This window comes from Roseateles sp. GW821-FHT09G03 (assembly GCF_059416045.1).
In genome coordinates this window covers 351,962-368,848 of the sequence record NZ_JBWKOK010000004.1, presented here as the reverse complement: position 1 = coordinate 368,848, position 16,887 = coordinate 351,962, and the positions used below count along the sequence as shown (strand labels likewise).

13 protein-coding genes are annotated in these 16,887 nt (G+C 66.6%); 11 read left to right on the top strand and 2 right to left on the bottom strand.

Annotation, left to right across the window (positions count from 1 at the left end; all coding sequences use genetic code 11):
• Window positions 1–18 precede the first annotated feature (18 nt).
• The 11 genes from AC07OZ_RS17150 to AC07OZ_RS17100 all read left to right on the top strand — a co-directional run bounded on the left by AC07OZ_RS17150 (window position 19) and on the right by AC07OZ_RS17100 (window position 15,190).
• The gene (locus AC07OZ_RS17150) at window positions 19–2,331 is read left to right on the top strand and encodes an ABC transporter substrate-binding protein (RefSeq protein WP_495468549.1); all 2,313 of its coding nucleotides are present in this window, start codon (window positions 19–21) and stop codon (window positions 2,329–2,331) included.
• On the top strand, window positions 2,331–3,314 hold the full coding sequence (locus tag AC07OZ_RS17145) for an ABC transporter permease (RefSeq protein WP_495468293.1): 984 nt from the start codon (window positions 2,331–2,333) through the stop codon (window positions 3,312–3,314). Before AC07OZ_RS17150 ends, AC07OZ_RS17145 begins: the two co-directional genes overlap by 1 nt.
• Before the next feature lie 55 nt (window positions 3,315–3,369).
• Window positions 3,370–4,851 carry an ABC transporter permease gene (locus AC07OZ_RS17140; RefSeq protein WP_495468292.1) on the top strand — a complete coding sequence of 494 codons (1,482 nt, stop codon included), beginning with the start codon at window positions 3,370–3,372 and terminating at the stop codon, window positions 4,849–4,851.
• Between the two features lie 13 nt (window positions 4,852–4,864).
• Window positions 4,865–6,790: an ABC transporter ATP-binding protein gene (locus AC07OZ_RS17135; protein ID WP_495468291.1), complete on the top strand. Its 1,926-nt coding sequence runs from the start codon at window positions 4,865–4,867 to the stop codon at window positions 6,788–6,790.
• Window positions 6,791–7,317: 527 nt separating this feature from the next.
• The gene (locus AC07OZ_RS17130) at window positions 7,318–9,996 is read left to right on the top strand and encodes a TonB-dependent receptor (protein WP_495468290.1); all 2,679 of its coding nucleotides are present in this window, start codon (window positions 7,318–7,320) and stop codon (window positions 9,994–9,996) included.
• A gap of 76 nt (window positions 9,997–10,072) precedes the next feature.
• Window positions 10,073–10,774, top strand: a complete 702-nt coding sequence (locus AC07OZ_RS17125) for a 2OG-Fe(II) oxygenase (protein WP_495468289.1) — start codon at window positions 10,073–10,075, stop codon at window positions 10,772–10,774.
• Window positions 10,775–11,362: 588 nt separating this feature from the next.
• A complete protein-coding gene (locus AC07OZ_RS17120) occupies window positions 11,363–12,001 on the top strand; it encodes an energy transducer TonB (protein ID WP_495468288.1) in 639 nt (212 codons plus the stop codon).
• A 101-nt stretch (window positions 12,002–12,102) separates the two neighbouring features.
• Window positions 12,103–12,954: a MotA/TolQ/ExbB proton channel family protein gene (locus tag AC07OZ_RS17115; RefSeq protein ID WP_067269348.1), complete on the top strand. Its 852-nt coding sequence runs from the start codon at window positions 12,103–12,105 to the stop codon at window positions 12,952–12,954.
• A 28-nt stretch (window positions 12,955–12,982) separates the two neighbouring features.
• Entirely contained in the window at window positions 12,983–13,411 is a 429-nt protein-coding gene (locus tag AC07OZ_RS17110; RefSeq protein WP_431265835.1) for an ExbD/TolR family protein, read from the top strand.
• A gap of 12 nt (window positions 13,412–13,423) precedes the next feature.
• On the top strand, window positions 13,424–13,855 hold the full coding sequence (locus AC07OZ_RS17105) for an ExbD/TolR family protein (protein ID WP_197507166.1): 432 nt from the start codon (window positions 13,424–13,426) through the stop codon (window positions 13,853–13,855).
• Between the two features lie 84 nt (window positions 13,856–13,939).
• Window positions 13,940–15,190 carry a hypothetical protein gene (locus AC07OZ_RS17100; protein ID WP_495468287.1) on the top strand — a complete coding sequence of 417 codons (1,251 nt, stop codon included), beginning with the start codon at window positions 13,940–13,942 and terminating at the stop codon, window positions 15,188–15,190.
• 93 nt (window positions 15,191–15,283) lie between these two features.
• Here AC07OZ_RS17100 and AC07OZ_RS17095 read toward each other — a convergent pair whose 3' ends face one another.
• A complete protein-coding gene (locus AC07OZ_RS17095; RefSeq protein ID WP_088405199.1) occupies window positions 15,284–16,042 on the bottom strand; it encodes a 3-hydroxyacyl-CoA dehydrogenase in 759 nt (252 codons plus the stop codon).
• Between the two features lie 103 nt (window positions 16,043–16,145).
• Complete coding sequence (adk, locus tag AC07OZ_RS17090; protein ID WP_495468286.1) at window positions 16,146–16,799, bottom strand: adenylate kinase; 654 nt, start codon at window positions 16,797–16,799, stop codon at window positions 16,146–16,148.
• Window positions 16,800–16,887: the final 88 nt, after the last annotated feature.

The window sequence follows — 16,887 nt, the reverse complement described above, 5'->3', positions numbered from 1 at the left end:
CTTTTTGGAAGGATGACGATGTCGTCGGGGCTGTGGAACGTGTCGCTGCGCGCGGCTGAAGGCGGGCGCGGGACGTGGATGGCTCCGGCGGCCCGGATGGCGGGCCTGCTGGCCGCCGTGCTGCTCGCCGCCTGCAACAACAGCCCGTACCCGGCCGGCGCGGCCAAGGACAACACGCTGTACCTGTCCTTCGACGAGCGCTCGCCGCGTTACCTGGATCCGACCGCCTCGTACACGGCGCCCGAGTCCGTCTATACCTACCAGATCACCGAGCCGCTCTACGGGTACCACTACCTGAAGCGGCCCTACGAACTGATCCCGCGCGCCGCGGCCGCGGTCGTCAAGCCGTACTACCTCGACGCGCAAGGCCAGCGTCTGCCCGACGACGCCCCCGCCGACAAGATCGCGCAGAGCGTCTACGACGTGCCCATCCGTGCCGGCGTCCGCTACGCGCCCAGCCCGGCGTTCGCGAAGGACGATCAGGGCCACTACCGCTACCACCACCTGACGGCCAAGGACCTGGGCGACAGGCGCTCGCCCTGGCAGTTCGACCACCAGGGCACGCGCGAGGTCGTCGCCGACGACTTCGTCTTCGCGCTCAAGCGCCACGCGACCACGCGCATCGAGGCGCCCATCTACGGCCTGTTCTCCGAGCACGTCCTCGGCCTGAAGGCCTACGGCGCACTGATCCGCGAGGAAAACGCCAAGCTGCTGAAGGGCCTGCCCGAGAACTCGCCCGACAAGCCCTTCCTGGACTTCCGCAAGTGGCCGCTGGCCGGCGCCGAGGCGGTGAACGACCACCTGCTGCGCGTGCGCATCATGGGCAAGTACCCGCAATGGTCGTACTGGATGTCGACGACCTTCCTGTCGCCGATCCCATGGGAGGCCGACCTCTTCTATTCGCAGCCCGGCATGGCCGAGCACGGCATGTCCTGGAACCAGTGGCCGGTCGGCACCGGGCCGTACATGATGACGGAGTACCAGCAGGACCGGCGCCACGTCATGTCGCGCAATCCGAACTACCGCCAGGACCTCTATCCCTGCGAGGGCATGCCCGACGACGGTCCGGCCGGCCGGCTGACCGACTGCGGCAAGCCGATGCCCTTCATCGACAAGATCGTCGCCACGCTGATCAAGGAACGGGTGCCGCGCAAGGAGATGTTCAAGCAGGGCTACCTCGACCTGCCGGACCTCGAGCGCGCCGACTGGGGCGTGGAGTTCTTCGCCGATGCGAGCGACTCCGCCGAGACCGACGCCTTCTTCAAGCAACGCGGCTTCTCGTTCCCGCGCTCGACCGATCCCAACAACTGGTACCTCGGCTTCAACATGCTGGATCCGGTGATCGGCAAAGGGAAGACACCGGAGGACGAGGCCCGCCACCGCAAGCTGCGTCAGGCGCTGTCGATCGCGATCGACTGGGAGGAGGGCTATGGCCGCATCTTCAAGAATCGCGGCGGCGTGGCGGCCTACGGGCCCGTGCCGCCAGGCGTGTTCGGCTCGCGCGAGGCGCAGCCGGGGTTCTTCAATCCGGTGACGCACAAGCTCGTCGACGGCAAGATCCAGCGCCGCGCCATCGAGGAGGCCAAGCAGTTGCTCGCCGAGGCCGGTTATCCCGACGGCCGCGACGCGAAGAGCGGCCAGCCGCTGGTGCTGAACTACGACTTCATGCGCACCGTCACGCCCGAGGTGAAGGCCGAGAACGACTGGCTGGTCAAGCAGTTCGCCAAGCTCGGCGTGCAGCTGGACGTGCGGGCCACCGACTACAACCAGTTCCAGGAAAAGCTGCGCCAGGGCAAGCACCAGGTGTTCTGGTGGGGCTGGCTCGCCGACTACCCGGACGCGGAGAACTTCCTGTTTCTGCTGTACGGCCCCAACAGCAAGTCGCTGCATGAAGGCGAGAACTCGGCGAACTACGAGAACCTCGAGTTCGACCGGCTCTTCAAGCAGGCGCAGGTGCTGGACGACGGTCCCGAGAAGCAGCAGGTCATCGACCGCATGGTGCAGATCACGCAGCAGGATGCGCCGTGGGCCTTCGGCTACTGGGCCTGGACCGGGCAGGCCTACCAGCGCTGGGTCCACAACATCAAGCCCAGCATCGTGATCCGCGATCCGGTGCGCTACTACCGCATCGATCCGCAGCAGCGCGCACAACTGCAGACCGACTGGAACCGGCCCGTCTGGTGGCCGCTGCTGGTGCTGGTCGTCGGCGGCGTCGCCATCGTCTGGATGACGCGCCGCAGCTTCCAGAAGCGCGAGACCGCCACCGCGCGCGGCACGACCGCGCCGATCGGCGCTTCCTCTGCCACGAGCGCTCCTCGGGGAGCCGACTGATGTTCAAGTACCTCACCCGCCGGCTGGCCTACGGGCTCGCCATCCTGGTCGGCGTCAACCTGCTGACCTTCTTCCTGTTCTTCACGGTCAACACGCCGGACGACATGGCCCGCCTGAACATCGGCGGCAAGCGCGTCTCGCAGGAACAGATCGACAAGTGGAAGGCCGAGCGCGGCTACGACAAGCCGCTCTACTGGGACGCGTCGCGTGCCGGCGCGGAGCGCGTGACCCACACGGTGTTCTGGGAACGCTCGGTCTCGCTGATGCTGCTGGAGTTCGGCCGCTCCGACGCGCGCCAGGCCGTCGACATCGGGCATGAGATCAAGACACGGATGGGCGTCAGCCTGCAGCTCGCGGTGCCGATCTTCGTGCTCCAGCTGATCGTCAGCGTGGCCTTCGCGCTGCTGCTCACCTTCTTCCGCAACTCGCGCATCGACTTCTGGGGCGTCGTGCTGTGCGTGCTGATGCTCTCGATCTCCAGCCTGTTCTACATCATCGTGGGTCAGTTCTTCTTCTCGCGCATCCTGCGGCTGGTGCCGATCAACGGTTACGAACCGGGCCTGGACGCGATCAAGTTCCTGGCGCTGCCGATCGCGCTGTCGCTGCTATCGCGCCTGGGCGGCGAGGCACGGCTGTACCGCGCGATGCTGCTCGAGGAAGTCGGCAAGGACTACGTGCGCACCGCCCGGGCCAAGGGGCTGTCCGAGCCGATCGTGCTGATGCGCCATGTGCTGCGCAACGCGCTGATCCCCATCATCACCAGCGCCGGCGCCTATCTGCCCTACGTGTTCCTGGGCAGCCTGGTGTTCGAGAGCTTCTTCGGCATCCCCGGCCTGGGCGCCTTCGTCATCGAGGCGATCACGGGGCAGGACTTCGCCATCGTGCGCACCATGGTGTTTCTGGGCGCGCTGCTCTACATCGCCAGCAACGCGCTGATCGACCTGGTCTACACCTGGGTCGATCCGCGGGTGCGGCTGACCTGACGCCGTCCGGCGACTCCGGCGCGTTCAGGAATCGAGACAGGACACGAGAGCAGACATGGGATTCAAGGTCGTTTTCCTCTGGACCGACGTGGCGCTGTGGGCGATGTTCGCGGCGCTGGTCTTCTACATCGTGCGGCTGATCCGCCGCCCGCACCTGCGCGCCAACTGGCAGCGCGTGCTGCGCGATCCCGCCGCGCTGAGCGCGGGCATGGTGCTGGTGCTGTTCCTCGGCGTGACCGCGCTGGACAGCCTGCACTTCCGCCGCGCGCTGGCCGACAGCCCCGCCGGCCAGCAGTTCTACGAGACCCGCACCGAGTCCGTGCTGGACCTGGTGCTGGCGCGCCAGATCGAGATGCGCGAGACCAGCTATTCGGCGCCGCTCGCATACCAGGGCTTCACGCTGGACAGCGTCGCGCACGGCGAGGCGGTGGTGCGGGAGTTCCCGCGTCTGGCGTTCGGGGGCGCCCACCTGCAGGACCCGGCGCGCGACTGGCACGGCGACCTGGCGCGACGCGCGCTGACGGGACTGGTGCTCGGTGCCGTCGCGTCGGCGCTGATGGCGTTGCTGATGGCGGCGATCCTCGCGCCGCATCACGGCGGCTTCCGTCAGGGATTGAAGGACCTGCTCGGCGACCGCACGCACTATCCGTGGCGCGCGGCGCTCGCGACCCTGTCGGTGATCGCGCTGCTGGCCGGACCGGTGATCGCGCTGATGGGGCATTACCACGTGTTCGGCACCGACCAGACCGGCAACGACGTGCTCTACCAGGCGCTCAAGAGCATCCGCACCGCCTTCGTCATCGGCGCGCTGTCGACGCTGGCGACGCTGCCCTTCGCGCTGGTGCTGGGCATCCTGGCCGGCTACCTCAAGGGCTGGGTCGACGAGGTCATCCAGTACTTCTACACGGTGCTGACCTCGGTGCCCAACGTGCTGCTCATCGCCGCCTGCGTGCTCATGGTGCAGGTCTTCCTGGACAAGCATCCCGAGGCCTTCGAGACCGGCGCGGAGCGCGCCGACCTGAAGATCTTCCTGCTGTGCGTGATCCTCGGCGTGACCGGCTGGGCGACGCTGTGCCGGCTGGTGCGCGGCGAGACGCTCAAGCTGCGCGAGGCCGATTTCGTCCAGGCCGCGACCGCCTTCGGCGTGCGCGACACGACGATCATGGTCCGCCACATCGTGCCCAACGTGATGCATCTGGTGCTGATCTCGCTGGTGCTCAACTTCTCCGACCTGATCCTCTACGAGGCGGTGCTGACCTACGTCGGTGTCGGCGTCGATCCGGGCATGAACAGCTTCGGCGGGATGATCAACCTGGCGCGCTCGGAGATGAGCCGCGACCCGGTCGTGTGGTGGAGCTTCGTGGCGGCCTTCGGCTTCATGGTGAGCCTGGTGCTGGCGGCCAACCTGTTCGCCGACGGCGTGCGCGACGCCTTCGATCCGCGCGCGCGCAAGCTGCGGCCGATGGTGCTGTCGCTGAAGAAGAACAAGACCGCCGAGCCGCAGAGCCCCACGGGTCCGGCCGCCAAGGTTTCGTGAGGGACGCTGCGACATGTTGAAGATCGACGACCTCCACGTCCACCTGGACGCCGACGCCGGCTTGGTGCGCGCCATCGACGGCATGCGGCTGACGCTGGCGCAGGGACAGACTTTCGCGCTGGTGGGCGAGTCCGGCTGCGGCAAGAGCATGACGGCGCTCGCGCTGATGCGGCTGCTGCCGGACAACGGCCGCATCGCCGGCGGCCGGCTGGACCTCGACGGCCAGGACCTGTTCGACCTGAGCGAAGCCCGCATGCGCGACGTGCGCGGCGGTCGCATCGGGATGATCTTCCAGGAGCCGGGCACCAGCCTGAATCCGGTGATGAAGGTCGGCGCCCAGATCGTCGAGGCGATCGAGGCGCACACGCCGCTGCGCGGCGAGGCCGCCCGCAGGAAGGCCATCGACTGGCTGCGCCGCGTCGGCATCCCCGAGCCGGAGCACCGCATCGACGAGTACCCGTTCCGGCTCTCCGGCGGCCAGAAGCAGCGGATCATGATCGCGATGACGCTGGCGGCGGAACCGGATTTCCTGATTGCCGACGAACCGACCACCGCGCTCGACGTCACGATCCAGGCACAGATCCTGGACCTGCTCAAGGATCTTCAGCGCGAGCGCGGCCTGGGCCTGCTGCTGATCACGCACGACCTGGGCGTCGTGTCCGGCATGGCGCACCAGGTGGCGCTGATGTACGCGGGGCAGATCGTGGAGGTGGCCCCGGCGGCCGAGTTCTTCGCCGCGCCCAAACACCCGTATGCGCGGCTGCTGCTGCGCGCGCTGCCCGACGCGGCGCGCCGTGGCGAACCGCTGGCGGCCATTCCCGGCACCGTCCCGCCACTGTGGCAGACCTTCGAGGGCTGCCGCTTCGCGCCGCGCTGCGATCGGGCGATGGTCCATTGCGGGTCGACACGTTCAGCCTTGGCCGCGGTGACCGGCGGCGCCGTCGCGCATGAGGTGCGGTGTCTGCTCTACACGGATCCCCAGGAGCCGGTGCCAGGAACGGAGAGCGCTGGAGGCGCCGGGGCCCCTCTCCGCTCAATCGCCTCCTCACGCTCGGCATTCGCTCCAAGGGGCACCGGCGCCTCCAGCGCCGAGCAGTCGCCGTCGATGCTGCTCGAGGTCAAGGATCTGCACGTCCGGTATCCGATGACACGGGGGTTCTTCGGCGGCACGAAGCGATGGTTCGATGCCGTGGGCGGCGTCTCGTTCTCGATCGAGGAAGGCCGGACACTGGCACTGGTCGGTGAGTCGGGCTGCGGCAAGACCACCTCCGGCAAGGCCATCGTCCAGCTCCTGCGCCGCGTCGCGGTCATCGAGGGTCAGGCCTTGCTCCATCCGCCGACGGGACAGGGCGGGGCGCCGACGGACCTTTTCCATCTCGACGGCGTGGCCCTGCGGGAGGCGCGGCGTCAGGTGCAGATCATCTTCCAGGATCCGTTCGCGTCGTTGAACCCGCGCCTGCGGGTGCAGGAAGTGCTGGAGGAGGGACTGCTGGCGCTGAGGCCTGAACTCGACGCGTCGGCCCGACTGGCGCTGCTGCACGATCTGCTCGACCAGGTGGGCCTGCGCCGCGACGCGCTGGCCCGTTTCCCCCACGAGTTCTCCGGGGGACAGCGCCAGCGCATCGCGATCGCCCGCGCGCTGGCCGTCGAGCCACGCCTGATCGTCTGCGACGAGCCGACCTCGGCGCTGGACGTCTCGGTCCAGGCGCAGATCCTGAACCTGCTGCGCGACCTCCAGCGCAGCCGCGGCCTGTCCTACCTGTTCATCACCCACAACATCGGCGTCGTCGAATACATCGCCGATGAGGTGGCGGTCATGCAGGCGGGTCGCATCGTCGAGTCGGGCCCTTGCGACGTCGTCCTCGGCAGCCCGCGGGAGGACTACACCCGCACACTGCTCGCCGCCGTTCCTCGCGTCGAACGAGGGGCGATCGCCTGATCCGGTCGGGTGGGTATCCCGACCGTTCCGAGTCTTCGGGGGCCGCTTTGCGGCCCCTTTTTCATTGGCTTCGGGCGGGCGTTGGCAGCAGCACCGTTCTGGTGCCGAGCGTGGTTTCGTGAAGGTACGTTTCCGCGTACGGCGTGCGATGGTCTCGCTGTACGACCCATCCTTTGCACGTCTGTTGTGCTGTAGGGCGAATGACGGATCAGTGTTTTGGCTGTGTGCGCACAATTGGTGCAATTTGCGGCTATTTGCAACGGTCAAGACCTTGTTTCGGGCGCTCATCGCGCGTCGCGCCGCCGCAACGCGCGTCGCAATGCGCACTCTGGTGTTTACCCGCGTTTTCCCACCAGAAACAGGCTAGTCACCTCTTGCATAGGGAGATTACGGGGGATTCCTTTCCGACGCCGACAAGAAACTGGCCCGGCCCTGACCCGGGAACACCGCTCGGAGGGCGTTGGCCGAACCTCGGCCGCCCGTGTTCCCGGGAACAAGCCACAAGTGTTTCTGGATAAGGAGTCCTCATGTTCAAACGAAAGAGCATCAACGCCGCCGCGCTCCTCGCGCTGGGCGCCATTGCGCTGCCGGCGGTTGCCCAGCAACAGCTCGACCGCGTGGAAATCACCGGTACCTCGATCAAGCGGATTGATGCCGAGACCGCGTTGCCGGTGAGCGTCATCACCCGCGACACCATCGACAAGAGCGGCGCGTCCAACGTGCAGGAACTGGTCGACCGCCTGAGCTACAACAACGGCGGCGGTATCGCCCTGGGCCAGTCGATCGGCGACTCCTCCGCGACCGGCCAGACCGGCGCCTCGCTGCGCGGCCTGGGTCGCGCGCGCACCCTGGTGCTGCTGAACGGCCGCCGCCTGCCGACCTACCCGTTCTCGGGCCAGGGCGTCGACTTGAACTCGGTCCCGCTGGCCGCCGTCGAGCGCGTCGAAGTGCTGCGTGACGGCGCTTCGGCAACCTACGGTTCGGATGCCATCGGCGGCGTGATCAACTTCATCACCCGCAAGGACTGGCGCGGCGGTGAGCTGTCGATCGGCCTGGAATCGCCGCACAAGGTCGGCGACGTGTTCTCGTTGTCCGGCGGCCTGGGCGTCGGCGACCTGAACAAGGACAAGTTCAACGTGATGGGCACGTTCAACTACCAGAAGTACGACCCGATCCGCGCCATGGACCGCGGCTACGCGTCCACCGGCAACCGTCCGGACCTGGGCATCATCAAGGACTCCGGCAACACCTTCCCGGCCAATGCCGTCATCCCGTCCACCGGCACCTATGTGCCGCTGGCCGCGAACTACCCGGTGTGCGCACCGCCCGACAGCTTCAAGGGCGCGTCCAACTGCCGCTACGACTACACGCACTACATCGACCTCGTGCCGGAGCAGGATCGCTACGGCGCCCTGGTGAAGGCCACCTTCGCCCCGTCGCAGGACCACACGCTCTTCGCCGAGGCTGTCTACAGCCGCAACGAGATCGTGCTGGGTTCCTCGCAGACCCCGTCGACGACGACCGGCAAGCCCGCCTACCTGTACCCCGGCGGCGGCAAGTGGTACCCGACCGCGGCCGTGGACGCCGTGCAGCCTGGCTATCGCGGCCCGCTGCAGATCTCCTGGCGGATGGTCGACGGCGGCCAGCGCCGTGACAAGGTGACCAACGAGGTGCTGCGCGGCGTCGCCGGCGCCGAAGGCACCCTGGCCGGCTTCGACTACAAGGCCGCCTTCGTCTACGCCGAGGGCAAGGCCCGCGACGACTTCGTGAGCGGGATCTTCTCCGACGCCCGCCTGGTGCAGGCGCTGGCGACCGGCCTGATCAACCCGTTCGGTCCGAACGACGCCGCCGGCCTGGCCGCGCTCAAGAGCGCCGAGCTGTCGGGCAACAACCGCAAGTCGAAGACGAGCAACACGGGCGGCGACTTCACGCTGTCGCGCGAGCTGTTCAACGTCGGCGGCGGCAACATGGGTCTGGCCTTCGGCGGCGAATTCCGCAAGGAAAAGTACACCGACGGCTACTCGGACATCGCCGGCTCGGGCGACATCGTGGGCGGCTCCGGCAATGCCGGCGCGGTCACGGGTCAGCGCGACGTCAGCGGCGTGTTCGCCGAAGCCAACTTCCCGGTGCTCAAGTCGCTGGAACTGAACGCCGCGGTCCGCTACGACAAGTACAGCGGCACCAAGGGCAATTCGCGCGACGGTTCCTTCAGCTCGCCGAACCTGTCGGCCACGAGCCCGAAGTTCTCGGTCCGCTTCACGCCGATGGCGGGTCTGCTGTTCCGCGCCTCCGCCGGCAAGGGCTTCCGCGCTCCGGCGCTGGACAACCTGTACGCGCCGTCCGCCGGCACGAACACGGGCAGCAACTACACCGACCCGTTCTATGACTCGATCCGGGGTTGCACGGCGTTCCCGAACACCGATCACTGCTCCACGCAGCTGACCGCGGTGAACAACAGCAACCCGGGCCTGAAGCCTGAGAAGTCCAAGACCTTCACCGCCGGCCTGGTCTTCGAGATGATCAAGGACACGAGCTTCGGCATCGACTACTTCGACATCAAGATCACCAACGGCATCCGGGCGCTGACGGGCGACGACATCCTGAAGGACTGGTTCAAGAACCAGACCGGCCCGACGACCAGCTCCTCGGTCTTCGCCAACCGCCTGATCCGTGATCCGGTCACCGGCTATCTGGACTATGTCAACGCCTCGCTGGAGAACGTCGGCCAGGCTCGCGTCAGCGGCTTCGACCTGAACGCCCGCACCCGCGTGCGGACCGAGTTCGGCAACTTCACGCCGGGCTGGGAAGGCACGATCCTGACGAAGAGCACGGAGACCAACATCATCTCCGGCGAGACCATCGACAACCTCGGCAAGTACGCCGTGGGCGGTCCGGTCGTCCGCTTCAAGCAGACCTTCACGCTGGACTGGGACATGGGCAACTGGGGCGTCAGCACCCGTTACTACCGCCAGAACGGCTACGAGGACTACGACGAGGTCAAGAAGGTCAAGGCCTATGGTCTGGCTGACCTGCAGGGCACGTACAAGGGCGTGAAGAACATGGTCTTCACGGTCGGCCTGCGCAACCTGTTCGACAAGAAGCCGCCGTCGACCGTCCAGGAAGACTACTTCCAGGTCGGCTTCGACCCGACCTACGCCGACGTCAAGGGCCGCACCTTCTATCTGCGCGGCACCTACCGCTTCTGATCCCGCGGGTATCCTGACCTGACTCCGCAGGCCCTTCGGGGCCTGCTTTCGTTAGGGCGGGCAAGAGAAGGCTTCCATGGACTATCTGAATCCCACGCTGGACTACGCCGCCCTCGGCCGCACGCTGCGCGCCGACGGACGGGTACTGATCCGCGATTTCTTCGCACCCGAGGTGGCCGACGCGCTCGACCGGGCGCTGCAGGCGATCGACTGGGAACTCGTCTACCGCGACCTGAACGGCGACCGGCGCCTCACGGGCGATCAACTGCGCGCGCTGACGCCGCAGCAGCGCATGCAACTGACTGAAGGCATCCATTCGGTTGCGCGGGAGAGCTTCCAGTTCTCGTTCTTCTCCGACTCGCTGGTGCAGGCGGTCAAAGCCGGCCGCGAGGATCTGCTCGCGCGTTTCATGCGCTGGATGGCGGGGGACGAATTCCTGTCGCGCATGCGGGAACTGAGCGGTGACCCTGAAATCAATGGCGTCTATGCCCAGGCGACGATGTACTCGCGCGGTAACTTCCTGACCACCCACGACGATCACGTGGACCGCGAAGACCGCCGGATTGCCTACGTGATCAACCTCACCCGGCGCTGGCGTCCGGACTGGGGCGGGATGCTCCACTTCACGGCGGAGGATGGATCGGTACTGGATACCTACTTCCCGCACTTCAACTCACTGTCGCTGTTCACCGTGCCTCAGCGACATTTCGTCTCCTATGTGCCGCCATTCGCCATGGCGGAACGCCAGGCGATCACCGGATGGCTGATCGCCGCCTGAAATCGACAGGGTTGGCACGAGGATTGCCTCGTTCGCGGTGCAGTTCGTCCGGTAACGGCTTTGCGGGTTAGCCCTAGGCCTCCTGGGGAGGGGGTTCGGAGCCATACCAGTAGAATACCAGGGTCGACAGGCTCGACCGTTGAACGCAGCACCGGCTGTAACCGCTGGTGCTTCGTGCGATGGGCGATGCGCGCATGCTCGGGCAAACCCCATGGCTTGCGGCTTGTGCATGTCGTTTATGATCAAGGTCGTGAAAGGTAGTCGAATTCTGTAGTTTTGCTACAGGATTCTGACCGATCCTCGAGACGCCCGCGGCCACAAGCTGACGGGCATTTTTGTTGAGTCGGGTTCGTATCGTGCCCTGGGTTTTCGAGTCTTCGTGTGTCCCTCCTGCCTTCGGCGGGGCGGCGGTCCGTGGCGCTTCGGCGGCGTGGCATCGTTCGTCTCCGTCGCTCGCACAGCCGGCAAGACAGGCGCTGCTGACCCCAGGTTGCGGCGCGAACGCCTGATCCGACCAGACGCTGTGTTGAGTCGAACTCCCCTTGTAGATTCGATGAAAGAAATTCGCAGTTTGATGAAGGAGCGCGCATGAACTTTGCGCAGGATAAAGCTGGGTCATCGCGCGTGACTGGCATCGGCATCGTCATCGTCATCCACGTCCTGATCATCTGGGCGCTGGCGAGCGGTCTGGCGACCAAGATCAAGGAGGCCGTCAAGGGCCCGATCGACGTCAAGGTCGTGGAGGAAAAGGTCAAGCCGCCGCCGCCGCCCGACAAGGTGGTGCCGCCCCCGCCGGACATCAAGGCCCCCCCGCCGCCGTTCGTGCCGCCGCCGGAAGTCGTCGTGACGGCCCCGCCGCCGGTGACGAATGCCCCGGTGCTGCAGTCCGTCACGCCGCCTCCGCCCTCGGACTTCAAGCCGCAGGCGCAAGCACCGGCTCCGGCACCGCCGGCTCCGCCGTCGGACAAGCCCCGGTCGGCGATCGGCAACTGCACCAAGATGGCCAAGCCCGAGATGCCGGCCCTCAACTGGAGCGGCACCGCGAGCTACAAGGCGACCTTCACCGTCAAGGGCGGCAAGGTGGCTGACGTGACCTTCACCGCCTTGCGCGGCGCCAACGACCGCAAGGCCGAACGCGCGCTCAAGAACGCCATCCAGGCGGCGCTGACGGAGTACCAATGCACGGACGCGATCCTCGAACAGGAATTCGTGTTCAACATGGAATGATCCGCGGGACTGTCCCACCCGCGATCGATCGAACACGGGGCGCCTGACGCGCCCCGACCTCTCAACCTGAGTTCAAGACTTTTCTCGTAGGAGCACCCTCCATGATCTCTCGTCTGTCTGCCTTGTTTGCGGCCGTCGCGTGCGCCGCGACCCTGGCCGTCTCCCCCCTGGCCGCCCAAGCGCAGGACCAGGCTGCCTCGGCCGCCGCCTCCGCCGCTGACACCGCCCCCGCTCCTGCCGACATCGCTCCCGCCGCCGTGTCCGAACCGGCCGCCGCCAAGCCGGTCGACAACCCGTACAGCCTGGGCAACATCGTCGCCCACGGCAACGTGGTCGACCAGGCCGTGCTGGCCATCCTGGCCATCATGTCCATGGGCTCGTGGTACATCCTGTTCACGAAGCTGTGGGACACCTCCAAGATCTCGCGCGAAGCCAAGGACGTCCGCGCGTCGTTCTTCAAGAAGGCGTCGCTGCAGGAAGGCCTGAAGAGCCTGAGCGAATCCGGTGCCTTCCGCTTCATCGCCCAGACCGGCGTGGAAGCCTCGGAGCACCATGAAGGCGCCCTGACCGAGAACATCGACCACAACACGTGGGTCACGATGAACATCGACCGCGCCGTGAGCGAAGTCAACACGCGTCTGCAAGGCGGCCTGGGCTTCCTGGCGACCGTCGGCTCGACCAGCCCCTTCATCGGCCTGTTCGGCACGGTGTGGGGCATCCTGCAGGCGCTGACGCAGATCGGCGTTGCCGGTCAGGCTTCGATCGACAAGGTCGCCGGCCCCGTGGGCGCCGCGCTGATCATGACCGCCATCGGTCTGGCCGTCGCCGTTCCGGCCGTGCTGGGCTACAACTGGCTGGTCAACCGCAACAAGACGGTGATGGGCCAGGTCCGTGCCTTCGCTGCTGACCTGCACGGCGTCCTTATGGGCAGCCGCAAGGTCGCAGGCCGCTAAACCGCACCGCAGTTTCCGGAGACGCAATATGGGGATGAACGTAGGTTCGTCCGGTGGCGACGACGAAGTGGTCTCGACCATCAACACCACGCCCCTCGTGGACGTGATGCTGGTGCTCCTGATCATCTTCCTGATCACCGTGCCGGTGGTGACGCAGTCGGTGGGGGTGACCCTGCCGAAGGAGACGAACGTCGTCCGCGTCACCAAGCCGGAGAACATCGAAATCGCGGTGACCAAGGATGGCGACATCTATTGGGGCGTGCAGCCGGTTCCCGACGTGGAAACGCTGGTGACGCGCCTCAAGAAGGTGGCGGTTCTGAATCCTCAGCCGGAAGTTCACATCCGCGGCGACGACAAGTCGCGCTATGAGAACGTGGGCAAGGTCATGGTGGCGTGCCAGCGCGCTGGCATCATGTCCATCAAGTTCGTCACCGAGCCGCCGGCTCGCGGTGGCTGAAGGAGCTGAAACATGGGTATGAACGTTGGAAGCTCCAGCGGCAGTGACGAGCCGGAAACCATGCTGGACGTCAACACGACGCCGCTGATCGACGTGATGCTGGTGCTGCTGGTGATGCTGATCATCACCATCCCGATCCAGCTGCACTCGGTCAACCTGGACATGCCGCCGCCGAACAACAATCCGCCGCCCAACGAGCCGGTCGTCCACGAAGTGGCGATCGACTTCGACGGCACGGTGTTCTGGGACGGTGCCGCGGTGCCGAACCACGCGGCGCTGGAAGCCAAGATGACCGAAGTGGCCGCGATGCCGGACCAGCCGGAAGTGCACATCAAGCCGAACAAGCTGGCCGAGTACGGTTACGTGGCCAATGTGATGGCGTCGGCGCAGCGCCTGGGCGTCAAGAAAATGGCGATGGTCGGGAACGAACAGTTCCTGAACTGAGCCGGATGACCGCCTGATCGGTGTCTGACCAGAACGCGCCTGCCCGAAAGGGCGGCGCGTTTTTCTTCTTTGGAGAGCAAGCAAATGAAATTCAAACTGCTGGCAACCGCCGCTGTCGGCGCCGCCGCGCTGGTGCTGGGCTCCACGCCGGAAGGCAGCCTGAGCGTCCTGTCCCAGGCCGCCGCGCAGGTGCGTCCCGCCGCGGGCAAGCCGCTGCAGGAAGCCTCGAACCTGCTGAAGGCAGGCAAGGCGCAGGAAGCCATGGCCAAGATCCGGGAAGCCGAAGCGGTGCCCGGTCGCAACGCCGACGAGAACAACACGCTGGAAGGCCTGCGCCTGTCCGCGGCCTCGCGCCTGGGCGATGCCGACGGCATGGTCAAGGCCTATGACGCGCTGAGCGCGGCCGGCAAGATGCCCGCGGCCAACAAGCTGCCGACGATGGAAGCCATCGCCGGGACCTACCTGCGCGCGGGCAACGGCGCCAAGGCGCTGGAATGGGTCAACAAGTACAACGCCGCCGGCGGCAACAGCCCGGCGATGAAGCAGGTCCAGGCTGCGGCGCAGCTGCGTTCGGGCGACGTCACCACGATCCTCAAGGACACGCTGGCCGACATCTCCGCCGACGAGAAGGCGGGTCGCACGCCGTCGCAGGACAAGCTGAACACGGCGCTGTGGGCGGCCAACAAGAAGGGCGACAGCGGCACGGAGTCGGTGCTGATCCAGAAGCTGTTGAACTACTACCCGACGCAGAAGCTGTGGGCCCAATCGCTGGGTACGCTGCAAGCCAAGAAGGGCTTCGCCGCCGGCCGTTACCAGGTCGACGTGCTCCGTCTGAAGCTGGTCACGGACAACATGCAAGGCGCCAACGACTACATGGAGCTGGCGCAGCTCGCCGGTGCCGCCGGTTATCCGGAAGAAGGCAAGAAGGTGCTGGACAAGGGCTTCGCGGCCGGCGTCCTGAAGCCGACCGACGACAACGCCCGTCCGAAGCGACTGGCCGATCTGCTGGACAAGCGCATCGCCGAAGCCAAGGCCGGCGCTGCCGAGGCCGAGAAGTCCGCCCGCGGCGCCCGTGAAGGCGACGAACTGGTGAAGGTCGGCTTCGCGCAGGTGCAGCGCGGCCAGGCCGCCGCCGGCATCAAGCTGATCGAGGAAGGCATCGCCAAGGGCAACCTGAAGCGTCCGGACGACGCCAAGCTCTACCTGGGCCTGGCGCAGTTCCTGGCCGGCGACAAGGCCAAGGCGCAGGCCACGTGGCGCACCGTCAAGGGCACCGACGGTTCGGCCGATCTGGCCGGCCTGTGGACCGTGTACTCGCGCAGCGCGAAGCACTGATCGCATCGCGATGAACGACAAGGCCTCCCGGCTCGCGCCGGGAGGCCTTTTCATTGGTGGAGGCGGCTGCGATCTCGCGGCCGGTTCGTCGGATTACTTCGGTGCCATGCGGATCGCGCCGTCCAGACGGATCACTTCGCCATTGAGCATGTCGTTGGTGACGATCTGGTGGACCAGCTTGGCATAGTCTTCCGGACGGCCCAGGCGCGACGGGAAGGGCACGCTGGCGGCCAGCGCGTCCTGCACCTCCTGCGGCATGCCGAACAGCATCGGCGTGCCGAAGATGCCGGGGGCGATCGTCATGTTGCGGATGCCGTTGCGGGCCAGGTCCCGCGCGATCGGCAGTGTCATGCCGACGACGCCGCCCTTGGAGGCCGCATAGGCCGCCTGGCCCATCTGGCCGTCATAGGCGGCCACGGAAGCCGTCGAGATCAGCACGCCGCGCTCGCCGGTGGCTTCCGGCTCGTTCTTGCTCATCGCCTCCGCGGCCAGGCGGATCATGTTGAAGCTGCCGACCAGATTCACCGTGATCACCTTCGAGAAGGTCGCCAGCGCATGCGCGCCGTCCTTGCCGACGGTCTTCGCGGCCGGCGCGATCCCGGCGCAGTTCACCAGGCCCATCAGCTTGCCCAGCGAGACCGCCTTGGCGACGGCGGCCTGGGCATCGGCTTCCTGGCTGACGTCGCACTTCACGAAGGCGCCGTTGAGCTCCTTGGCGAGTGCCTCGCCACGTTCGACCTGCAGGTCGGCGATGACGACCGTCGCGCCTTCGCGCGCCAGCATGCGGGCCGTGCCCTCGCCGAGGCCCGAGGCGCCGCCGGTGACGATGAAGACCTTGTTCGCGATGTCCATGGATGTCTCCTTCCGAGTTGTTGGTTGCCGTTGACGTAAACGTCAATTGTCGATGAAAAAATGGCGGCCACGCGGGCCGCCATTCTCACGGATCGGGGTGAGTTCAGCTCAGTGCGGCGAGGGCGCGGCCGGTGATCTCGTCGACCGTGCCGATGCCTTCGATGCGGCGGTACTGCGGCGCCTGCGCGTCGCCGCTGGCGGCCCAGCTCGAGTAGTAGTCGACCAGCGGACGCGTCTGCGCCTGGTAGACCTCGAGGCGCTTCTTGACGGTTTCTTCCTTGTCGTCGTCGCGCAGGATCAGGTCCTCGCCGGTGACGTCGTCCTTGCCTTCGACCTTGGGCGGATTGAACTTGGTGTGGTACGTGCGGCCCGAGCCGACGTGCACACGACGGCCGCTCATGCGCTCGACGATGGCGCTGTCAGGCACGTCGATCTCGAGCACGAAATCCAGCTTCACGCCGGCCGCCTTCATCGCGTCGGCCTGGGGGATCGTGCGGGGGAATCCGTCGAACAGGAAACCCTTGGCGCAATCCGGCTGGGCGATGCGTTCCTTGACCAGGCCGATGATGATGTCGTCGCTGACCAGGCCGCCCGCGTCCATGACCTTCTTGGCCGCGACGCCGAGTTCGGAGCCGGCCTTGACGGCGGCACGCAGCATGTCTCCGGTGGAGATCTGCGGAATGCCGAACTTGTTGCAGATGAAAGAGGCCTGAGTGCCTTTGCCGGCGCCGGGGGCGCCCAGAAGAATCAGTCGCATGGGTCTCCTCGATATAGGGAGAGGGCGCGTCGCACGGGTCGACGCGCCCTCGAAAACTGCGGGCGAGAATAGCACGCGCTGGCCTACG